This is a genomic window from Janthinobacterium aquaticum, assembly GCF_009208565.1.
Classification (GTDB): Bacteria; Pseudomonadota; Gammaproteobacteria; order Burkholderiales; family Burkholderiaceae_D; genus Janthinobacterium.
This window is the reverse complement of the sequence record NZ_WFLK01000018.1, coordinates 39,701-60,793: the sequence shown is the minus strand read 5'-3', so window position 1 is coordinate 60,793 and position 21,093 is coordinate 39,701. Positions and strand designations below refer to the sequence as shown.

Below are 21,093 nucleotides of genomic sequence, written 5' to 3'. Positions count from 1 at the left end.
CAAAGGCCACCATGTCCGCATTATTCCAGCCCTTCAAGCTTAAAGAAATCACTCTGCGCAACCGTATCGCCGTGCCGCCGATGTGTCAGTACATGGCCGTCGAAGGCCGCGCCAACGACTGGCATTTGTCGCATTACGCCGGCATGGCGCGCGGCGGTGCCGGCCTGGTGATTGTCGAAGCGACGGCCGTCTCGCCGGAAGGGCGCATTACGCCGGGCTGCACCGGCATCTGGAATGACGACCTGGCGCAGGCTTTCGTGCCGGTGGTCAAAGCCATCAAGGATGCCGGCTCGGTGCCTGGCATCCAGATCGCGCATGCCGGTCGCAAGGCCAGCGCCAACCGTCCATGGGAAGGCGACGACCATATTGCCGAGGGTGATGCACGCGGCTGGCAAACCATTGCACCGTCGGCAATCGCCTTCGGCGGCGGCCTCTCCAAGGTGCCGCGCGCCATGACGCTCGACGATATCGCCCGCGTGCGCCAGGACTTTGTCGACGCCGCCGTGCGCGCCCGTGAAGTGGGCTTTGAATGGCTGGAACTGCATTTTGCCCACGGCTACCTGGCGCAGAGCTTCTTCTCGGCGCACAGCAACCAGCGCGACGATATTTATGGCGGCAGCCTGGAAAACCGCGCCCGCTTCCTGCTCGAAACACTGAAAGCGGTGCGTGAAGTATGGCCGGAACACCTGCCGCTGACGCTGCGTTTTGGCGTGATCGAGTTTGATGGCCGCGACGAAGAAACGCTGCTCGAATCGATCGGCCTGGTGCGCCAGTTCAAGGACGCCGGCATGGACATGATCAGCGTCAGCATGGGTTTTACCATTCCTGACGTATCGATTCCATGGGGTCCGGCCTTCATGGGCCCGATTGCCGAGCGCGTGCGCAAGGAAGCACATGTGCCGGTCTCGTCGGCCTGGGGCTTCGGCACGCCGGAGATCGCCGAGCGCGTCGTCAAGGATGAGCAACTGGACGTGGTGATGGTCGGCAAGGCGCACCTGGCCAATCCGCACTGGGCCTACTTTGCAGCCAGGGAACTGAAGGTGGACCGCGCTTCGTGGACCCTGCCAGCACCTTACGCACACTGGCTCGAACGCTACTGATCAGGCTTGTTGCTGTTCGCCGGATGCCCTTCCAGCGGCAGTTCCGGCAGGAACAGCAAGGCAATCAGGCCGAACAGCAGCAGCACGGCGCCAGCGCCAAACACGCTGGCAATCGCGTGGCGGTACAGCGCCACCACCTGCGGCGAGGCCAGCTCATGGGCCATCGCTGCCGCCGCCACACCCTGCCCGTGCAGCTGGTGCGCCAGGATCGCCCCTGAAGCGGTCACACCCAGCAGGCCACCGAGCGAGCGGAAAAACGCCAGCATGGCCGTGCCCACGCCACGGCGCGACAGCGGCAAGGCGTTCTGTACGGCGATCGTCATGTTCGGCATCACCAGGCCCAGCCCCATTCCCAGGAAGAAGATGGCCGGCTCGATCACCGAGTAGCCTTTGGCCGTCTCCATGGCCCAGGCCAGCACGGCAAACGCCAGCACGGCCACGGCCAGCCCCGCCACCTGCACCATCTTGTATTTTCCCGAGCGCGACAGCACGCGCCCGTTATACATCGACGATGCCACCAGCCCGACCATCATGGCCACCGTCATGATGCCCGACTCGGCCGGCGTCGCGCCCATCACCAGCTGGAAAAACAGCGGGAAAAATACGCTGGCGCCCATCAGGCCCATAAAGGTCATCGCCATCACCAGGCTGGCGATATTGAAGGTGCGGTTCAGGAACAGGTCCGGCGGCATGACCGGTTCATCGACGCGGCGCACATGCCACAGCAAGGCAATCAACAGCAGCACGGCCAGCGCGCCGCTGACCTTGATGGCCATGCCGTCCCATGGCCATTCGGTGCCGCCCAGCGCCAGCACCAGCAGCGCAGCGGTAATGCAGCCTGTCAGCAGAACCGAACCCAGATAGTCGATCTTGTGCGCCTGCATGCGCACCGGCTTGCGCATGGCGCGGGCAATAATGAAAAACGCCACCGCCCCCACCGGCAAATTGACATAGAAAATCCAGTGCCACGACAGCGCATCGGTAATCACCCCGCCCAGCACCGGCCCCAGCACGCTGGTCACGGCAAACACGATCGGCACCATGCCCTGGCGCTTGCCGCGTTCGGCCGGCGGCACGATGTCGCCGATAATGATCTGCGCCAGCGGCATAAAGCCGCCCGCCCCCAGTCCCTGGATGGCGCGAAAGATGATCAGCTCGGTCATGTTCTGCGCCAGCCCGCACAGCACCGATCCCAGCAGGAAAGTGAGCAGCGCGGTAAAGATCATCGGACGCCGGCCATACTGGTCGGCCAGCTTGCCGTACAGCGGCATGGTGGCGGTCGACGCCAGCACATAGGCGGTCACCACCCACGACAGATGCGCCATGCCGCCCAGGTCGGCCACGATGCGCGGCAAGGCGGTGGCGACGATGCTCTGGTCAAGTGCGCCCAGGCCCAGCACGGCCATCAGGCCCAGGTAGATGGCATTGACTTCGCGCTCGCTGATCGGCGCTGCCGCCGGTTGCGGTGTGTTTGCTGCGTTCATGGCTGTCCCAGCTCCATCAGAGGTTGCATGGCCGCGGCCAGCGCGTCCATCTGTTCGGGTGTCAGGCGCGCAATGCGGCGCGCCATCACGTCGCGCCGGCGTGCGCGCAAGGTGTCGAGTGCCTGCGCACCGGCGCCGGACAGCTGCAGGCCTGAGCGGCGCCGGTCCTGCGCATCAGGCACGCGCTCGACCAGGCCGGCCTCTTCGAGCGACTTGACCTGCGCGCTGACAGTCGGGCCGCGCACATTTTGCAAGCGTGCCAGCGCGGCCACGCCGATGCCGGGCTGCTCCTGGATCAGCGCCAGCAACATATACTGCATCAGCGACACATGCGCTTCCATCTCGCCGCCATCGCGCTGCATCGAGCGTATCAGGCGTTTGAAGGCCAGGCGCAAATCGTCAGACAGCGCCAGCGCGCGTTCGGGTATGGGGACGGGTTGGGATGAAGACATGGTGACTCGCAAATAAATAGGTAGGCTACCTATTCATATTAGCGCAATCGGCAAATTCGTGCTTTCTTTGATACGGATCCGGCCATCACGCCTGCCTGTGCTGTTGTGATAACAAGCGGCAATGAAAGCGCTTGCCAAACTCTGCCTTGCTCCTTATAATTGCTGCCCTTGGGTCGTTAGCTCAGCTGGTAGAGCAGCGGACTTTTAATCCGTTGGTCGCAGGTTCGAATCCCGCACGGCCTACCAAGATTCATCAGAAACGCCAACCTTCACCGGTTGGCGTTTTTGCTTTGTGCCGCAGCTTTCCTCTATCATGCGGCTTTCCCCTGCTGCTGCCTGCCATGCCGTACACCATCGCCGCCCCCGTCCACAGTGAACTGATCATCAAGAAAAGCCGCTTTATCGGTTGCGTGCAGCCGATGACGGACCGCGCTGCGGCGCAGCAGATCGTCTACGGCCTGAAGCAACAGCATCCGGGCGCCTGCCATGTGTGCTGGGCGCTGCTGGCCGGCGGGCAGTCGGCGGCGGTCGACGACGGCGAGCCGAGCGGCACGGCCGGGCGGCCCATGCTCGATGTGCTGCGCCACCAGGATCTGGAAGGCGTGCTGGCCACGGTGGTGCGTTATTTTGGCGGCGTGAAACTGGGCGCGGGCGGCCTGGTGCGCGCTTATACCGACAGCGTGGCGCAGGCGCTGCTGCAGGCCGAAAAAACCGCCATCGTGCGCCAGCGGCAGCTTCGCTGTACCGTGCCGTATGCGATGGAGGGCATGCTGCGGCGCGAACTCGACGCGGCTGGCGCCACTTTGCTGGCAGTGGCGCACAGCGACGCCGTGCTGTTCGATTTCAGCCTGGCCGAAGGCGCAGCCAGCGCCCTGCTGGCGCACCTGCATGAGGCTGGCAACGGACGCATCGCCTGGCTCGACGAGCAGGACTAGAGCGGCAAGGGAAAATCGCGCAAACTGGCCAGCCTGGCCTTGAATTCGGCAATCTGCTCCGGGTCCAGCTTGAGGTCGACCGCGGTCTGAGAACCTGAAAAATCGCTGACATGACTCCAGATGCGCCGTACCGACAGGCTCGAACCGTGCAACTCGGCGTCCAGCAGGCTGATCCTGATCGAGCCGTCATCGCGGAACGCATATTTGCCACTGGGCGCCTTTGACAAGGCGTGCTTCCAGCTCTGCATTTGCGCGGTCGAGGCCGGCCACAAATTGATGGTAAAAAAAGCCCTGAGCGTCGCTGTCAACGGCAAGATATCGTTCAGCAGCGCGCGCACGCGCTCGTCCCCGGTATCGCGCAGCGTCTTGGAATTGGCGGCGTAGCTGAACTCCAGGATCACTTCATGCATGTCGCGGGCGGTGGCGGCCTGGTCGAAACGCTTGGTCAGATAATTGGGTTCGAGCCGGTCCAGTGCATGGACCAGCTCGGCAAGCGAGGCCAGCGTCCTGGCGATCTGCGTCTGCATGGCCATTGCCAGCCTTACTGCACCCGCCGCACTTTCGGCGAATTGTTGGTGCCTTCGATCTTCAGAAAGTAGGTACCGATAAAGTTGCGCTCGATGGTCACTTTCGGATTGTTCATCGGCGACAGCACGGCCGAACTGCCGTCGACAATGCGCCAGGTCTGGCCATTGGCCAGTTTCACCAGTTCATTGCCACTCCAGCCGTCGAACTTGCCGACGATGGTGCTGCTGATCGAATTGGACTTTTCCGCCTCGACCGCCTTGGGCGCGGCAATGGTGGCCATGCCGAACGCCTGCTCGCGCTGCTGCGGCGTTGGCGCTGCGGCAGCAACCGGAGCAACAGCGGCGCTGGCGCCCAGTGGAATGGCGTCATAGCATTTGACACGGGCCGGTACGTCGGCAATGCCACGGCATTGCAGCATGGCGGCGTCGTCAGCCAGTGCAGCGCCCGATACGAACAGCAGTACAAATAAAGCTTTCATTACATTCCTCAGAAATTAATCGGGGCCGCCTACTTTGGCCTTTTGACCTGCAGCATAATGAAGTGCAGCCAGGCCATGCCCGGCAACACCATCAGCAACAGCGCCATGCCGGCCATCATATCAGGCAAAAACCGCACGCCGGCGGCAAAATACGCTACCACGGCCAACCAGAAGCGCCAGTTTAAAGCGTAACCTTTACGCGCCACGGTAGCGAGCGCAATGCGCCAGAATTCCAGCAGCGTCCACAGGGCGCCGGTCAGCAACAGCGCCGCCAGCGCATTGGCGCCAGGTGCCTCATTCCAGGTGCGCACCAGGTTATACAGCAGCACCGGGTAGCCGCCAAGCACGACCAGCGTGGCCGGGCCGGCGGCAATCACGGCTTCAAACAGTTGTCCCTTTGAACGATGATCCATGCGCACCTTCTATTGAGAAACACGCATTCTACAATCGGCAAGCGCTCTTATAACAACCCGACATATTTATATAGCGTAATATTCGCTGCCAATCGGAACAGCACGCCCCATATTACGGTAGAGTAGCGGCCCTTTCCATGCCAGCTTCCGGGCCAGCTCTGGCATTGTTCGCTAGAATGCCATGTCACCGACAACACCAATAACATCAAGAAAACCAGGATAACGCTACCATGGCCATTACCATCATCCTCAACCTGATCGTCGCACTGCTTGTGTTCGGCTTCATGTTCCGCCAGCAAAGCCGCCACGCGAGCTTTACCGTGCGCGTGTTTACCGGCCTGGGCCTGGGCGTGCTGCTCGGCGCGGCCGCGCAGGCCATCTACGGCGGCGATTCGGCCGCCGTCACCGGCACCAATGAATACCTGGCCATCGTCGGCAGCGGCTATGTAAAACTGCTGCAGATGATCATTATGCCGCTCATTATGGTGTCGATCATTTCAGCCATCCTCAAGCTCAAGGACGCCAGTTCGCTGGGCAAGATCAGTGCGCTGACCATCGGCATCCTGCTCATTACCACCACCGTGGCCGCTGCCATCGGCATCCTGATGGCCAAGCTGTTCGGGCTGACCGCCGTCGGGCTGACCTCGTCCGCAGCCGAAGTGGCGCGCGGCGTGCAGCTGCAAGGCTCGCTGGAAACGGCCAAGGCGCTGTCGCTGCCGAAGCTGCTGATCAGCTTTGTGCCGTCCAACCCCTTCCTCGACATGACCGGCGCGCGCAAGACCTCGACCATTGCGGTGGTGGTGTTCTCGATCTTTATCGGTATTTCAGCCACCGGCATTGCTGCCAAGAAGCCTGAAATCTTCGCCTCGTTCGAGCACTTCATGAAGGTCGCGCACGCCATCGTCATGCGCATGGTCACGCTGGTGCTGCGCCTGACGCCGTATGGCGTGTTTGCGCTGATGTTCGAGGTGGTGTCGACCTCGAGCGCGGCCGATATCCTGAAACTGGCCAACTTCGTGGTGGCGTCGTACTCGGCGCTGTTCCTGATGTTTGTGGTGCACCTGATGATCATTTCGGGCAGCGGCTTAAATCCGGTGCGCTTCGTGAAAAAGGTCTTTCCGGTGCTGGCCTTTGCCTTTACATCGCGCACCAGCGCCGGCTCGATTCCGATGAGCGTACAGACCCAGACGAAGCGCCTGGGCACGCCCGAGGGCATCGCCAACTTTGCCGCCTCGTTCGGCTCGACCATCGGCCAGAACGGCTGCGCCGGCATCTATCCGGCCATGCTGGCGGTGATGATTGCGCCGACCGTCGGCGTTGATCCATTTACCGCGAGCTTCCTGCTGCCGCTGCTGGCCATTATCACCATCGGCTCGATCGGCGTGGCCGGCGTGGGCGGCGGCGCCACCTTTGCCGCGCTGATCGTGCTGTCGGCGATGGACCTGCCGGTCGCGCTGGCGGGCCTGTTGATCTCGGTCGAGCCATTGATCGACATGGGCCGCACGGCCTTGAACGTCAGCGGCTCGATCACGGCCGGCACCGTCACCAGTCGCGTGATGGGGCAAACCGACCTGGCCGTGTACAACAGCGAAACCGAAGCCGACCTCGACGAGGTCGAGCACGCCATCTGAGCGACACGCCTTGTCTCTTTCGTCTATATTGGCACGAAGCTAATATCGACGGAAGAGGCAGGCAATGGAACAGAAGTGGCCGCAGCAAATCTGGATCGTGCGTCATGGCCAGAGCGCCGGCAATGTGGCGCGCGATACCGCCGAAGCAGAAAAACAGTTGCTGATCGACATTGCCGAGCGCGATGTCGACGTGCCGCTGTCCTCCCTGGGCGAACGCCAGGCGCAGGCGCTGGCCGGCTGGTTCGCCGAACTCCCCCCTGAACAACGCCCCACCGTGGTGCTGTATTCGCCCTACGTGCGCGCGCGCGAAACGGCGCAGGCCATCCTGGCGAAGCTTGACCGCGACACGCTGGTGTCGGTGGTGGCCGACGAGCGCCTGCGCGAAAAAGAATTTGGCATCCTCGACCGCCTGACCGTGCACGGCATCGCCAGCAAATACCCGGAACTGCACGAGCAGCGCCGCCATGTGGGCAAGTTCTATTTCCGTCCACCGGGTGGCGAAAGCTGGTGCGATGTCATCCTGCGCCTGCGCAGCGTATTGGACACCGTCACCCGCGAATACCGCGGCGAACGGGTGCTGATCGTCGGCCATCAGGTGATCGTCAACTGCTTCCGCTATCTGCTTGAACGCTGCGACGAAGACGCCATCCTGGCCATCGACCGCGCGGCCGATGTGCCCAACTGCGGCGTCACTTCGTATGCCTTCAACCAGGCGCTGGGCAAGCACGGCAAGCTGCAGCTCGACCTGTGCAACTTTGTTGCACCGCTGGAGGAATCGGGCACGCCGGTGACCGACCAGCCCGATATGCCGGCCGCACCCAAATCCTGAGACTGTCCACCGGAGGTGCCCCATGAACACCCACGCCGCCCACGCCGCCATTCCCATCACCGCCACCATGCTGCGCGACTGGCCGCTGCCGATGCCGACCGCCGAAGGCGACAAGGAAGTGCGCGGCCACCTGCTGATCGTCGGCGGCTCGCGTGAAATGCCGGGTGCGATTTTGCTGGCCGCCAACGCCGCCCTGCGCGCCGGTGCCGGCAAGCTGACGCTGGCCACTGCCGCCAGCGTGGCGCCGGAAGTGGCCGTAGCCATGCCCGAAGCGCGCGTGATCGGCCTGGAAGAAACCGCGCAGGGCGGTTTCCGGCTTGAGGCAAAAGACAGGCTGGCGCCGCTGGCCGGCAAGGTCAATGCGGTACTGGTGGGGCCGGGCATGCGCGACGACGACGCCAGTTGCGAACTGATGCAGGCGCTGCTGCCGGTCTTTTCAAGCAGCCAGATCATTATCGACGCCTGCGCCATGAACGTGGTGGCCAGCGCTCCCGGTTTCCGTTTTGCCCAGCCACCGCTGATCACCCCGCATGCGGGCGAAATGGCGCACCTGACTGGCCAATCCAAGGAAGCCATTGTGGCCGATCCGCACGGCGCGGCCATCGAAGCGGCGCAGCGCTGGAATGCCGTGGTGGCGCTGAAAGGTGCGCTGACGGTGATCGCCACCCCCGACGACCAAGCCTGGTCGCATGAAGGCGGCAATGTCGGGCTGGCCATTTCCGGTTCCGGCGACACGCTGGCCGGCATTATCACCGGGCTGGCGGCGCGCGGGGCACCGTTGGAACAAGCCTGCGCCTGGGGCATCGCGCTCCATGCACTGGCCGGCGAACAGCTGGCGCTGCGCTTCGGCATCCTCGGTTATCTGGCGCGCGAATTGCCGGCCGAGATACCGGCGTTGCTGCGTAATTTAGCCATGTAGTGCGACCAGATAATGCCGTCATCCCAGCTGGCGAAAGCACTGAAAACAACAGCCATAAGCATATCTGAAAAGAATCGTTAGCCGCGGCCGTACTGTCCCTTAAGCTCCTGTCAATTGTTTCCACATTGACATACCAAGCTGACAGGACACCACCGTGCAAGCGCGCCCACTTTATTTATCCCATCTTCCCGCCACGCCACTGCGCGCCATCGTGCTGGCCTGCGCCATGACTGCCGCTGCCCCGGCGTGGTCACAGAGCGAGGCCCCCGACGGCGAAACGGCTGCCGCCATCGACCAGGTTACCGTGACCGGTTCGCGCGCACGCAACCGCACGGTGTTTGACAGCAGCGTGCCGATCGACCGTTTCGGCGCGCGCGAAGTACAAAATGCGCTGTCGAGCGGCGACGTTGGTGCGGCCCTGCAAAACCTGTCGCCGTCGATCAACTTCCCGCGCATCGAGTCGAGCGGTGCGTCCGACTCCGTGCGCGGCATCCAGCTGCGCGGCTTGGCGCCGGACCAGGTACTGATACTGATCAACGGCAAGCGCCGCCACACCAGCGCCGTACTCGATACCGAAAGCAGCTTTGCTGGCACGGTGCCGGTCGATATCAATGCCATTCCACCGAACGCCATCGACCATATCGAGATTTTGCGTGACGGCGCCGGCGCCCAGTACGGCAGCGATGCGGTGGCTGGCGTGATCAATATCGTGCTGAAAAAAGCGCGTACCGGCGGCTCGGCCCAGGCCAGCTACGGCGCCAACCATACCCATTTCGACCCGACCGGCCAGACGCTGACGGACGGCCAGAGCAGCACCGTCAGCGCCGACTACGGCGTGCCGCTCGGCGACGCCGGCTACTTGCGCTTTGGCGCCGAAACGCGGCGCCGCTCACCGACCGAGCGCGCCGGCCCCAGCGACGCCGGCTGGACTTCTTACAACTTTACGCCGGCCGACCAGGCACTGGACGGCAAGGTGCTGTTCAAGTCGGGCGACTCGCGCCAGCGCAACAACTCGGCTTTCTATAATGCGCTGCTGCCACTTGGCAACGGCCTGGACCTGTATTCGTTTGCCACCGTCAATGACCGCCAGTCCGACGGCAGCGCCTACTTCCGCTACCCGGGCGACCCGTCGAATGTGCTGGCGCTGTATCCGAACGGCTACCGTCCCGTCACCCATGGCGACAAGCGCGATGTCAGCGTGGTGGCTGGCGTGCGCGGCGACGCCGGTGCCTGGCACTGGGACGCCAGCGCGCGCCATGGCGGCGACCGCTTCGACTATGGCGTCAGCGACTCCGTTAACGCCTCGCTGGGCGCGGCCAGCCCGACCAGTTTTCACCTGGCCAGCTTTGATTTCCGCCAGAACGCGCTGAACCTGGACGCCACGCGCAGCGTGGAAATCGGCCTGCCGGCGCCGCTGAACCTGGCCGTCGGTGCCGAATGGATGCGTGAAACCTATACCAGCTCGCCGGGCGACGCGGCATCGTACGCGGCCGGCAGCATTACCGACGCGCCACCGGGCGCACAGGCCGGCCCGGGCTTGCGTCCGTCCGACCGTTATGACGGCAGCCGCCAGATCCGCTCGGTCTATCTCGACGCCGAAAGCGACCTGACGCCGCGCTGGCTGCTCGGCGCCGCCGCCCGCTATTCCGACTACAGCGACTTTGCCAGCGCCAGCACCGGCAAGCTCTCGACGCGCTACAAATTGACTGAAGACTTTTTGCTGCGCGGCTCGCTGTCGAACAGTTTCCGCGCGCCGGCGCTGGTACAGACGGGTTTCCGCTTTGCCACGCTGAACTTCAATGCCGACGGCACGGCGTTGCAAACGGCCGCCCTGCTGCCGGCCAGCGATGCACTGGCACGCAGCTTTGGCGCCCAGGCCTTGAAGCCTGAAAAATCGACCAACCTGTCGCTGGGCCTGGCCTGGAAACCGGCGCACGCCACCAGCCTGACGGTGGACGCCTACGTGATCCGCATCCGCGACCGCATTACCCGTTCCAGCGACCTGCAGAGCGACGCCATCACCGCCTACCTGGCCGCGCAGGGCCGCAGCGATATCCAGTCGGTGGCGTATCTGGCCAATCTGCTCGATACGCGCACCAAAGGCCTCGATGTGGTACTGAACCACGACCTGGCGCTGTCTGGCGGCAAGCTGAACCTGAATGCAGCGCTAAACCTGAACAAGACCAGCCTGGACAAGGTACGCCAGAGTTCGGCCGCACTGGCCGCCATCGACCCGGATCTGACGCTGCTGACGGAAACGAGCCTGTTTCGCATCCGCCATGCGTCACCGGACAGCAAGCTGATCCTGGGCGCCGACTGGCAGGCGGCCGGATGGGGCCTGCAGGCGCGCGCTACCCGCTTTGGCAAGCTGGAAGACTTTTCGTATGACAGCGAGGCGCCGCTGATCGACGGCATTCCCGCGCAGCGCTTCGGCGCCGTCTGGTCGCTCGACCTGGAAGGCCAGCTCAAGCTGAGCAAGCAGCTGACCTTGAGCGTGGGCGGCAACAATATCCTCGACCGCTATCCGCAGCGCGTGAGGGAAACCAATAACGCCACCTATGGCGGCGCCCTGCCCTACAACTTCATCAACCCGATCGGCGTCAATGGCGCGTACTTTTACGCCAGAGCCAACTACACGTTTTAACTGCCGTTTTCAATATAAAGATTAAATACAAGGATTACCATGATCGTCAAACGCCTCTCCCAATTCGTCGCCGGCGCCTGCCTGGCCGCTGCCGTGCTCGCACCCGCCACCGCTGCCACGCCGCTGGTGCTGATGACCGACTTCGGCACCGCCGACGGCGCTGTCTCGGCCATGCATGGCGTGGCCTACGGCGTCGATCCGAAACTGACCATCTCGGACCTGACGCACCAGATTCCCGATTACGATATCTGGCTGGGCGCCTACCGTCTGTACCAGACCGCAAACTACTGGCCGCAAGGCACGGTATTTGTGTCGGTCATCGATCCGGGCGTGGGCACCACGCGCAAGTCGGTGGTGCTGAAAACCAAAAATGGCCGCTATTTTGTCGGCCCGGACAATGGCTTGTTTACGCTGATTGCCGAGCGCGATGGCGTGGCCGAACTGCGTGAAATCGACGAGAACGTCAACCGCCTGGCCGGCTCGAACGAGTCCTACACCTTCCATGGCCGCGATGTGTATGCGTATGTGGGCGCGCGTCTGGCTTCCGGTGCGATTACCTATGAACAAGTGGGACCGGTGCTGGCCAGCGACTCGGTGGTCAGGATCGCCTACCAGCACGCGGTACGCGACGGCAATACCTTGCGCGGGATTATCCCGGTACTCGACGTCAAGTACGGCAACGTCTGGACCAATATTCCAAAAGCCCTGCTGACGGAACTGAACGTGCAGCCACACGACCTGCTGGAAGTGCGCTTCCTGCACAAGGGCAAGCAAGTGGCCAAGGTGACGGCGCCGTTCGAGCACACGTTTGGCGGCGTGGCTAAAGGCAAGCCGCTGGTCTACCTGAACAGCCTGCTCGACGTGGCCGTGGCCATCAGCCAGGGCGACTTTGCTGCCAAGCACCATATCGAGTCGGGTGTGGACTGGCAGGTGGAAGTGAGTAAGGTCAAGTCGAAGTAAGGTGGTGATTGGCCAGGGCGACCCCCGCCCTGGCTTTTGGTTCCCCTCTTCAGCACAACTGCTTGCGCAATCGCAAAGCCAGCCACGCTTTTCCCGCTTATTTCCTCACGCATTGAACTTCCCTGCATGCACGCGTTCTAACCTCTACACGCGATGCCAGCCTTGTTGGCTGTGCCTGCTTGACAGTTCGATTTGCTCATAGACCAGAGAGGAAGCACCATGCCAGCCCCACTCCTGACCACTACCAAGCTGCTGCTTGGCGCCACCGCGCTATGCGCGCTGCTGGGCGCCTGCAACAAGCGCACCGACAATGCCGGCACGCCAGATACGCCGGCGACCTCCACCACACCGGCGACCACGCCGGGCATGACGCCTGCACCTGGCACGGCGCCAGGCACCGGTACCGATGGCACCACGCCAGCCACGCCGCCCGACACCACCAGTCCAGACGGTACGACCACTCCCCCGCCAGGAACCGGCACACCACGTAGGTCGGATTAGCCTGGCAAAGCCAGGCGTAATCCGACAACACCTTTTACGTCAACAATGTTGTTGGATTACGGTCATGGCCACGATCATGGTTCTGGGCGCGGTCGCGGCCAACAATGTTGTCGGATTACGGCCCCCTTCGGGGGCCTAATCCGACTTACTTGTGCAGGCTGACCGGCTTGTGCCGTCCCATCAAAAACAGCACGGCCAGTTTCAGCATGCGGTAGATAAAACGGATCAGCAGCAGCGTCAGCAGGCACTCGATACCGGTCAGCAGCAGGGCAAACGCCACATGCATGCGGCCAGCGCGCCATTTGAATTTGGCCACGGCGCCGTCGCGGGCGATCTCGATGCTGTCGTAGAAGGTCGGCACCACCAGCAGCGTCAGGATGGTCGAGGTAATGGTGCCGCCGATAATGGCGATCGCCAGCGGACGGTAGAACTCGCCGCCTTCGCCCAGTCCCAGCGCGACCGGGAACATGCCGGCAATCAGCGCGAAGGTGGTCATCAGAATCGGGCGCAGACGCATGCGGCCTGCATACATCAGCGACTCCTCGCGGCCATAGCCCTCTTCTTCACGCTTGCGGGCAGCATCGAGCAGCAGGATGGCGTTCTTGGCGACCAGGCCCATCAGCATGATGATGCCGATAAAGCTCATCAGGTTGAGGGTATTGTAGGTAATCACCAGCGCCACCACCACGCCGATCAGGCTCAGCGGCAACGACATCATGACCGCCAGCGGCGCCGTAAAGGAGTTGAACTGCATCACCAGGATCAGATACATCAGACCGATACCCATCACCAGCGCAATCACCATCTCGGTAAACAGCTCCTGCTGGTCCTGGCCGGCGCCGCCAAGCGCCAGGCCGTAGCCGGGCGGGAAGTCGATCGACTTGGCCAGCGCCATGGCGTCGGACGTCACTTCGCCGTTGGAACGGCCCTGCGCATTGGCCGACACGGTAATGGTGCGCTTGCCGTTCTTGTGCTCGATGCTCGATGGTCCCTTGCCCATGGTAATACTGGCGATCTGGTCCAGCGGTACCATCTGCGAGGTACCGGTCACGCTGATCGGCAGGCGCTCGATATTGTCGGACGCCACCCGGTCTTCGGGGTGCAGGCGCACAGCCACGTCGCGCGTCTCGCCGGTCGGGTCGACCCAGTCGCCTACTTCCACGCCGGCAAAAGCCACGCGCAGCGACTGCGCCGCATCGTTGACGGAAATGCCCATCGAATTGGCCAGGCCGCGATTGAGTTCGATCTGCAGCTCGTTTTTCGGGTCCTGCTCGGACAAACCGACATCGACCGCACCGGGCACCTGGCGCAGCTTGTCCATATAGGCGTTGGTGATCTCCATCAGTTTACGCGAATCGGGACCGGTAAATTCCACCTGGATCGGCTTTTGCGCGCCGTTGCTGAGATCGTCCATCACCACATATTCTGCGCCCACCAGGCGCGATACCTTGTTGCGCAGTTCGGTTGCCACTTCCTTGGCCGAACGCTTGCGGGTATTGCGTTTGCCGATATCGACGTAGATGCGGCCGCCACCGGTATTGACCGAGCTGTTGGTGTCCTTGGTTTCAGGCAAGGTGCGCGCCAGCACGGCCGCCGCTTCCAGTTTCAATCGCGAATACTCGAGGCTGCTCGACGACGGCGTGCGTACGGTAATCATCAGGTTGCCCGAGTCCGAAGCCGGCAGGAAACTGGTGCCGCCGTGCTTGACATGCAGCGCAATCGCACCGACCAGGCTGGCCACCGCGAGAATGGCCATCGAACGGCGGTGATGCAAAGCCCAGGCAATCACATTGCCGTAGCGGTCGGCCTGATGGTCGAACCAGTGATTGAAGCGGTCAAGCAAGGCGCCCAGGCCTTTTTTCTGCGCCGTATGATGGTCGGCCGGGTCGCCCCAGTACGCCGACAGCAGCGGATCGAGCGTAAACGAAATACCGAGACTGACCAGCACCGAGCAGGTCACGGTCAGCGCGAACGGACGGAACCATTCGCCCGAAATGCCGGGCATAAAGGCCACCGGAATAAACACGGCAATAATCGAGAAGGTGGTGGCGGCCACGGCCAGGCCGATCTCGGCCGTGCCTTCCAGCGCGGCCGTGCGGCGGTCCTTGCCCATCTGCATGTGACGCACGATATTTTCACGCACCACGATGGCGTCATCGATCAGCACGCCGATGGCCAGCGACAGGCCCAGCAGGGTCATGAAGTTGAGCGTGAAGCCGCACAGCCAGACCGCGATAAAGGCGGCAATCACCGAAGTGGGCAGGCTCAGTGCGGTAATCAGGGTCGAGCGCCAGGAGTTGAGGAAGGCGTAGACGACGAAAATGGTCAGCACCGCACCAAGCACCAGCGACTCGATCACATTGTTCAGGCTGTGCTGGGCGTTTTCGCCGCCATCGCGCGTCACCTGCAAGGTGGTGCCCTTGGGCAGCGTCTTGCTGATCTCGGCCACCATGTCGCGTATCTTGTTGGCCACGCTGACGGTGCTGGCGTCACGCACGCGGGTAATCGACATGCCGACGTTGGGCTTGCCACTGCGCACGCTCAGGGAATTGACTTCGGCAAAACCATCCTCGATGGTGGCCACCTGGGCCAGGCGCACGATTTCCTCGCCGCGGCGCTTGACCACTACGGCTTCAAAGTCGGCTGGCGACTCGATGCGGCCGACCAGGCGGATGCTCTTCTCGTCCATTTCGCCACGCACCTTGCCCACCGGCGCATTGGTGTTCTGGTTGCGCAAGGCGGTCACGACATCGCTGACGGACACATTGTATTCACGCAGCTTTTCCGCCCGCAGCAATACCGACAGTTCGCGCTTGAGCGAACCGCCCACATTGACCAGCGCCACGCCGTCGACGGCGCGGAAGCGGTCGGCCAGCACGTCTTCGGCCAGGCGCGAGATTTCAGCATGGGTCTGCGTGCTGGACGACAGCGCCAGCTGCATGATCGGCTCGGCCGCCGGATCGATGCGCTGCAGGATCGGCTCGCGCATTTCCGTCGGCAGCTTGTAGCGCACGGCAGCGATGGCGTTGCGGATATTGTCGGACGCTTCGATCAGATTGGTCTTGAACGAAAACTGCAGAAAGATGCTGGCCGAACCTTCGCTGGAGGTGCTGTTGATTTCGGTGACGCCCGTAATGCTCTCGAGCGACTTTTCCAGACGGTTGACCACTTCGCGCTCGACCGTATCGGGCGAGGCGCCAGGGTAAGGAATGCTGACGACGATAAACGGCACTTCGACGTCCGGGTTCTGGTTGACGCGCAGTTTTTTGAGCGCCAGCAGGCCCACGCACATCATCGCCAGGATCAGCACGATGGTGGCGGTGGGCCGCTTGATACTGAAATCGGAAAGGAACATGGCTTAGTTTCCTTTACCGTTGCCATTACCGGCGGCGGCAGGCGCTGCTGCAGCCACGGCAGCGGCAGGGACGGCAGCCGGAGCGGCGGCCTTGGCCAGCTCGACTTTCTGGCCATCCTTGAAAGTGGCACCTGGCGTACGCAGCACCTTGTCGCCGCTGGCCAGGCCGCTACGTACTTCCCACTGGCCGGTACGGGTATCGCGCGTGCCGATCTTGACGGTGGTTTTCTGCAAGGTATTGTCCTTGAGCTTCCAGGTATAGGTGAGGTCGCCGGCTTTCACCAGCGCCGAATCGGGCACCATCACCACATTGACGCTGTCAGCCTCGATGCGCCCTTCCGCATACAGGCCAGCCACGCGCGGCTGGTGCTGGTCAGCAAAATCGACCAGCACGGCCACCTGGCGCGTGACGGTGTTGGCGGCCGGATCAACGCGGCGCACCTTGCCCATAAAGTCCTGGCCCGGATAGCCATTGATGCGGAAACGCACCGGCTGGCCCACTTTGACGATGCCGATCTTGTCGGCCGACACCAGGCCTTCGAAACGCATGCTGGCCGGATCGATCACGCGGATCAGCTCCTTGCCGATCTGGGCCGTATCGCCATTCGATACCTTGCGTTCGCTGACGATGCCGTCGAACGGCGCGCGCACCAGCGTGCGCTGCAGTTGCTGGCGCGCCTGCGCGGCGCGGCTCTTGGCGGCCGACAGATCGCTTTGCGCGTTGTTGCGACGAATTTCCGTGTCTTCCAGTGCCTGGGTCGAGGTCATGCCCGAGGCGCGCAGGGTTTTCATGCGCTGGTACATACGCTCGGACTGCTCCAGTACCTGGCTGGCGGCGCGGCTGGCCTCTTCGGCCGAATTGAGGCTGTCGCGGATCGCCGTCTCATCGAGACGCACCAGCACGTCGCCGCGCTTGACGGCTTCACCGTTTTCTTTCAACACCTGAAGCACCACGGCCGATACTTCAGCGCGCAGGTCGGCATTGCGCTCGGGTTGGATCGAACCGGTAATGACGGGGCCGGAGGCGAGCGCATCGCTGGCAATGGTCAGCACATCTTCAGGAGAAATCAGCAGGTTGGCCGTGGTGGCGGCTGCCTTGCCCTTGCCGGGGTCCTTGGACTCCTTGCCACAAGCGGTCAAGGCGGCAGCGATCGCCACAACTAACAGGGTTTTGCGCAACATGGGTACTCTCCGGAATGATTTGAACTGCATGTCGGGGCGACAACTTGGTAAGCTGGCGTCGGCACACGGGCATTATTTTTATTAAAACCACAATCGGCAGAGTATCTCTGAGCGTCTCTGGCGATGTCAATCAGCGGCCGCTGTAATGCATGAATCAAGGGGTGAAACGTAGTTTTTACGCCCTGAAACGCAAAACCCCGCCGAAGCGGGGTTTTGCGTTTCAGAAGAAATATGGCATCAGCCGCTAATGCGTCTAAGTTAGCGCCCCGACTTCACAAGCACACCAGTAAGGTTGATACGCCTCCAGTCGCCAGCAAGGGAACACCGGGCCAAGCGGGGCTGAAAAATGTCGAGGGCAAGGCGCAGTCTGGTAGGTCGGATTAGCCGCGCAGCGGCGTAATCCGACAACATTGTTGGAGCATGAGGAATTTGGCGGCAGCAGGATCAACCCCGACCAAACACGGCATTAATCAAAAATCCGATCGCCACGCCCGTACACAGGCCACCGGCAATCTCAACCAAAGTATGCCCCATGCGCTCGCGCAGCCAGGTATGGGCCGGGCTGGCGGTCTCTTTTGCCACGCGGTTGATCGCAGCGGCCTGCTTGCCGACATGCTGGCGCAGGCTGTTAGCGTCGATAATAACGATAAAAGCCAGCGTGACGGCCACGCCAAAGGCCGGGTGGCCGATGCCTTCACGCAGCGCGATCAGGGTGGCCATGCTGGAGACAACCGCGCTATGGTTGCTGGGAAAGCCGCCGTTGCCGACCAGGCCGAACGCCCACTGGCGCGTGCGCGCGCTGTTGATCAAAAATTTGATCGGCCCGACCAGGATCCAGGTGATCAGGGGCGTGACGAGGTAGGCGATATCCACGGATTTTCCTTTGTTATAAGTGATTGCAAACAGGCGCGCATTATCGCAGATCGCCGCTGGCGGCGACACTGCCGCAGCATGCGCACGTGGCTGCGTATAAAACGCCACCCCGACCGGCGATACGCTAGAATCCATGGTGAATACAACAATTGATGAAAATCATCAATTAATTAATCTATAACACCTAATAATATAACGGGGTAGCCATGCGGCATTTCAGAATTTCTTTTTTAGTGACGTTTGTCCTGATGGCCGTTTCCGGTTGGTGGGGCTACACCCACGGCGGCATGAGCGGCCTGCTGCAAGCGCTGTGGATTACCGGCGTGCTGGGCATTATGGAAGTATCGCTGTCGTTCGACAACGCGGTGGTCAACGCTTCGGTGCTGCGCCACTGGAACGAGTTCTGGCAAAAGCTGTTCCTCACCGTCGGTATCCTGGTGGCCGTATTCGGCATGCGCCTGCTGTTCCCGCTGGTTATCGTCTCGGTCGCCACAGGCTTGGGTCTGGTCGATGTGTGGACCATGGCCACCACCACGCCAGAGGTGTATGCCAAGCACTTGACCGACAACCATGCGCAGGTCGCAGCCTTTGGTGGCGCCTTCCTGCTGCTGGTGTTCCTCAATTTCCTGTTTGACGACGAAAAGGAACTGCACTGGCTGGGCTGGGCCGAAGAAAAGGTCAATGCGCTGGGCACGGAAAGCCTGGCTGTGCTGATCACCATGGGCGCCGTGGCCGGTTGCGTGGCGATGGGTCCGGTCGATGAAAAGTACAGCGTGTTGGCCTCGGGTATCGTCGGCATTGCCGTCTACCTGGGCGTGAACTGGCTCAGCGGCCTGCTTGAAGAAGGCGAACCGGACGCGGACGAAGACAGCGATGCGCCAGCCGTCAAAAACGGCAACGGCGAACTGGTCAAGAACGTGGCGCGCGGCAGCATCGGCGGCTTTTTGTACCTCGAAGTGCTGGACGCTTCGTTCAGCTTTGACGGCGTGATCGGCGCCTTTGCCATTACCAATGACGTCGTCATCATCATGCTCGGCCTGGCCATCGGCGCCATGTTCGTGCGCTCGATGACGGTGTTCCTGGTGCACAAGGGCACGCTGGACGAATTCGTCTACCTGGAACACGGCGCCCACTATGCCATCGGCATCCTGGCCTTGATCATGCTTGCCTCCGTCAAGTACCATATTCCCGAGTGGTTCACCGGCCTGTCCGGCGTGGCCTTCATTCTGGTCTCGCTGTGGTCGTCGCTGCGTTATCGCAAGCGGCACGCAGCCGAGGCTTGAAACTGGCGATTTCGTCACCATATGCAGTTCAAGGGTCAAGCCCTGGCGCTTGATCCTTCCGGCATACATTTATCTATAAGGAGCGACACATGGCAATCAGTCTGCAAAAGGGCGGTAACGTCAACCTGAGCAAGGAAGCACCGAACCTGAAGAAGATCATTATCGGCCTGGGCTGGGACCCACGCTCGACCGATGGCGCCACCTTCGACCTGGACGGCAGCGCCTTCCTGTTGAAAGCAGACGGCAAAGTGCGTGGCGACTCCGACTTCATCTTCTACAACAACCTGAAATCGACCGATGGTTCGATCGTCCACACGGGCGACAACCAGACCGGCGAAGGCGAAGGCGACGATGAACGCATCGAGATCGACCTGTCGCGCGTGCCGACCGATATCGAGCGCATCAGCATTACCGTCACCATCCATGATGCCGACGCGCGCCGCCAGAACTTCGGCATGGTCTCGAAAGCGTTTATCCGCTGCCTGAACGCCGAAGGCGAACGCGAAATCGCCCGCTACGACCTGTCCGAAGACAGCTCGACCGAAACGGCGATGATCTTTGGTGAAGTTTACCGCTACAACGGCGAATGGAAATTCAAGGCCATCGGCCAAGGTTTCAACGGCGGCCTGGGGCCACTGGCACGCTCGTTCGGCGTGAACGCATAATCTAACGTGAGCTGAACACAGCCGCCTGGCTTCGTCAGGCGGCTTTTTTTTGGAGATTTATCATGCCAGTATTCAGTGTAACCGGCGACGTCGATCCTTTTCTGCATGTGAGCATGAAACAGGGTGAAACCATCTATTGCGAGTCCGATGCAATGGTGATGATGGAGACGGCGCTCGATTTGAAGGGCAAGATGACGGGCGGCCTGGGCAGCGCCATCATGCGCCGCTTTGCCAACGGCGAATCGTTCTTCCAGCAGCATATCGAAGCGGTGCGCGGAAGCGGCGACTGCCTGCTCTCGCCGACCCTGCCCGGCGCGATCGAAGTGGTCGATGTCGGTGCGCGCCAGTACCTGCTCAATGACGGCGCGTTTGTCGCTGCCACCTCGGGCACCGAAATGAAGGTGCGCACGCAAAGCATCGGCAACGCGCTGTTTGCCCAGTCGGGCGGCTTCTTCGTGATGGAAACGTCGGGCTCGGGCCAGGTGGTGGTATCCGGCTTCGGCTCCATGTTCCAGCTCGATGTCGAACCGGGCAAGGATGTGGTGATCGACAATTCGCACGTGGTCTGCTGGGACAACAGCCTGAAATATGAAATCTCGGTCACCACCGGCGGCGGTGCTGGCGGCGGCGGCATCGGCGGCTTCCTCGGCAATATGGTCAACAGCGTGACCAGCGGCGAAGGCATCGTGCTGCGCTTTTCCGGTTCGGGCAAGGTCTTTATCTGCTCGCGCAACCGCGACGCCTTCCTGAAATGGACCTCCGGCAAGGCCGGCTGACCGCACGACGTAAGGCCAGCTTAAGGCTGACCGGCTAGACTGCGCGCGCACACGCGATCAACCGATCAACCATCAGTGCGCGCGA

The 21,093-nt window shown here is 62.1% G+C and carries 19 protein-coding genes and 1 tRNA gene; 12 read left to right on the top strand and 8 right to left on the bottom strand.

The annotated features are described in order from the left end of the window. Window positions 1–11 precede the first annotated feature (11 nt). Window positions 12–1,100 carry an NADH:flavin oxidoreductase/NADH oxidase gene (locus GCM43_RS23490; RefSeq protein WP_152248321.1) on the top strand — a complete coding sequence of 363 codons (1,089 nt, stop codon included), beginning with the start codon at window positions 12–14 and terminating at the stop codon, window positions 1,098–1,100. Here the strand turns inward: GCM43_RS23490 and GCM43_RS23485 are convergent. Then, window positions 1,094–2,584, bottom strand: a complete 1,491-nt coding sequence (locus tag GCM43_RS23485) for an MDR family MFS transporter (protein ID WP_226929639.1) — start codon at window positions 2,582–2,584, stop codon at window positions 1,094–1,096. The two genes, GCM43_RS23490 and GCM43_RS23485, sit on opposite strands and share 7 nt — an antisense overlap. Beyond that, the gene (locus GCM43_RS23480; protein WP_152248320.1) at window positions 2,581–3,036 is read right to left on the bottom strand and encodes a MarR family winged helix-turn-helix transcriptional regulator; all 456 of its coding nucleotides are present in this window, start codon (window positions 3,034–3,036) and stop codon (window positions 2,581–2,583) included. The genes GCM43_RS23485 and GCM43_RS23480 overlap by 4 nt, the downstream gene beginning before the upstream one ends. A gap of 170 nt (window positions 3,037–3,206) precedes the next feature. Here GCM43_RS23480 and GCM43_RS23475 point away from each other — a divergent pair. Then, window positions 3,207–3,282, top strand: a tRNA-Lys gene (locus GCM43_RS23475). A 95-nt stretch (window positions 3,283–3,377) separates the two neighbouring features. Further along, complete coding sequence (locus tag GCM43_RS23470) at window positions 3,378–3,971, top strand: IMPACT family protein (RefSeq protein ID WP_152248319.1); 594 nt, start codon at window positions 3,378–3,380, stop codon at window positions 3,969–3,971. Here the strand turns inward: GCM43_RS23470 and GCM43_RS23465 are convergent. Genes GCM43_RS23465 through GCM43_RS23455 form a run of 3 tightly spaced genes read right to left on the bottom strand, consistent with a single transcriptional unit; the run spans window position 3,968 to window position 5,390 of the window. Continuing rightward, entirely contained in the window at window positions 3,968–4,498 is a 531-nt protein-coding gene (locus GCM43_RS23465; RefSeq protein WP_152248318.1) for a hypothetical protein, read from the bottom strand. The two genes, GCM43_RS23470 and GCM43_RS23465, sit on opposite strands and share 4 nt — an antisense overlap. A 14-nt stretch (window positions 4,499–4,512) precedes the next feature. Further along, window positions 4,513–4,977, bottom strand: coding sequence for a hypothetical protein (locus GCM43_RS23460; protein WP_152248317.1), 465 nt, complete (start codon window positions 4,975–4,977; stop codon window positions 4,513–4,515). Window positions 4,978–5,006: 29 nt separating this feature from the next. Continuing rightward, window positions 5,007–5,390: a hypothetical protein gene (locus tag GCM43_RS23455; RefSeq protein WP_152248316.1), complete on the bottom strand. Its 384-nt coding sequence runs from the start codon at window positions 5,388–5,390 to the stop codon at window positions 5,007–5,009. A gap of 230 nt (window positions 5,391–5,620) precedes the next feature. On the opposite strand from GCM43_RS23455, the gene GCM43_RS23450 reads away from it, so the two are divergent. The 6 genes from GCM43_RS23450 to GCM43_RS25920 all read left to right on the top strand — a co-directional run bounded on the left by GCM43_RS23450 (window position 5,621) and on the right by GCM43_RS25920 (window position 12,874). Then, window positions 5,621–7,021 carry an L-cystine transporter gene (locus tag GCM43_RS23450; protein WP_152248315.1) on the top strand — a complete coding sequence of 467 codons (1,401 nt, stop codon included), beginning with the start codon at window positions 5,621–5,623 and terminating at the stop codon, window positions 7,019–7,021. Window positions 7,022–7,085: 64 nt separating this feature from the next. Further along, window positions 7,086–7,850, top strand: a complete 765-nt coding sequence (locus GCM43_RS23445) for a histidine phosphatase family protein (RefSeq protein WP_152248314.1) — start codon at window positions 7,086–7,088, stop codon at window positions 7,848–7,850. 22 nt (window positions 7,851–7,872) lie between these two features. Next, entirely contained in the window at window positions 7,873–8,769 is an 897-nt protein-coding gene (locus GCM43_RS23440) for an NAD(P)H-hydrate dehydratase (protein WP_152248313.1), read from the top strand. A gap of 154 nt (window positions 8,770–8,923) precedes the next feature. Next, on the top strand, window positions 8,924–11,413 hold the full coding sequence (locus GCM43_RS23435; RefSeq protein ID WP_226929638.1) for a TonB-dependent receptor plug domain-containing protein: 2,490 nt from the start codon (window positions 8,924–8,926) through the stop codon (window positions 11,411–11,413). Between the two features lie 39 nt (window positions 11,414–11,452). Further along, complete coding sequence (locus tag GCM43_RS23430; RefSeq protein WP_152248312.1) at window positions 11,453–12,373, top strand: SAM hydrolase/SAM-dependent halogenase family protein; 921 nt, start codon at window positions 11,453–11,455, stop codon at window positions 12,371–12,373. Window positions 12,374–12,592: 219 nt separating this feature from the next. Then, on the top strand, window positions 12,593–12,874 hold the full coding sequence (locus GCM43_RS25920; RefSeq protein WP_193315724.1) for a hypothetical protein: 282 nt from the start codon (window positions 12,593–12,595) through the stop codon (window positions 12,872–12,874). Window positions 12,875–13,019: 145 nt separating this feature from the next. On the opposite strand, the gene GCM43_RS23420 is transcribed toward GCM43_RS25920, so the two are convergent. The 3 genes from GCM43_RS23420 to GCM43_RS23410 form a co-directional block, all read right to left on the bottom strand. Further along, the gene (locus tag GCM43_RS23420; protein WP_152248311.1) at window positions 13,020–16,229 is read right to left on the bottom strand and encodes an efflux RND transporter permease subunit; all 3,210 of its coding nucleotides are present in this window, start codon (window positions 16,227–16,229) and stop codon (window positions 13,020–13,022) included. 3 nt (window positions 16,230–16,232) lie between these two features. Further along, the gene (locus tag GCM43_RS23415) at window positions 16,233–17,411 is read right to left on the bottom strand and encodes an efflux RND transporter periplasmic adaptor subunit (RefSeq protein ID WP_152248310.1); all 1,179 of its coding nucleotides are present in this window, start codon (window positions 17,409–17,411) and stop codon (window positions 16,233–16,235) included. Window positions 17,412–17,855: 444 nt separating this feature from the next. Next, on the bottom strand, window positions 17,856–18,284 hold the full coding sequence (locus tag GCM43_RS23410; protein WP_152248309.1) for a divergent PAP2 family protein: 429 nt from the start codon (window positions 18,282–18,284) through the stop codon (window positions 17,856–17,858). Window positions 18,285–18,490: 206 nt separating this feature from the next. Between GCM43_RS23410 and GCM43_RS23405 the strand changes: the two genes are divergently transcribed. The 3 genes from GCM43_RS23405 to GCM43_RS23395 all read left to right on the top strand — a co-directional run bounded on the left by GCM43_RS23405 (window position 18,491) and on the right by GCM43_RS23395 (window position 21,008). Then, a complete protein-coding gene (locus GCM43_RS23405) occupies window positions 18,491–19,567 on the top strand; it encodes a DUF475 domain-containing protein (protein ID WP_152248308.1) in 1,077 nt (358 codons plus the stop codon). Between the two features lie 89 nt (window positions 19,568–19,656). After that, complete coding sequence (locus GCM43_RS23400) at window positions 19,657–20,232, top strand: TerD family protein (RefSeq protein ID WP_152248307.1); 576 nt, start codon at window positions 19,657–19,659, stop codon at window positions 20,230–20,232. Window positions 20,233–20,294: 62 nt separating this feature from the next. Further along, a complete protein-coding gene (locus GCM43_RS23395; RefSeq protein ID WP_152248306.1) occupies window positions 20,295–21,008 on the top strand; it encodes a TIGR00266 family protein in 714 nt (237 codons plus the stop codon). Window positions 21,009–21,093 lie beyond the last annotated feature (85 nt).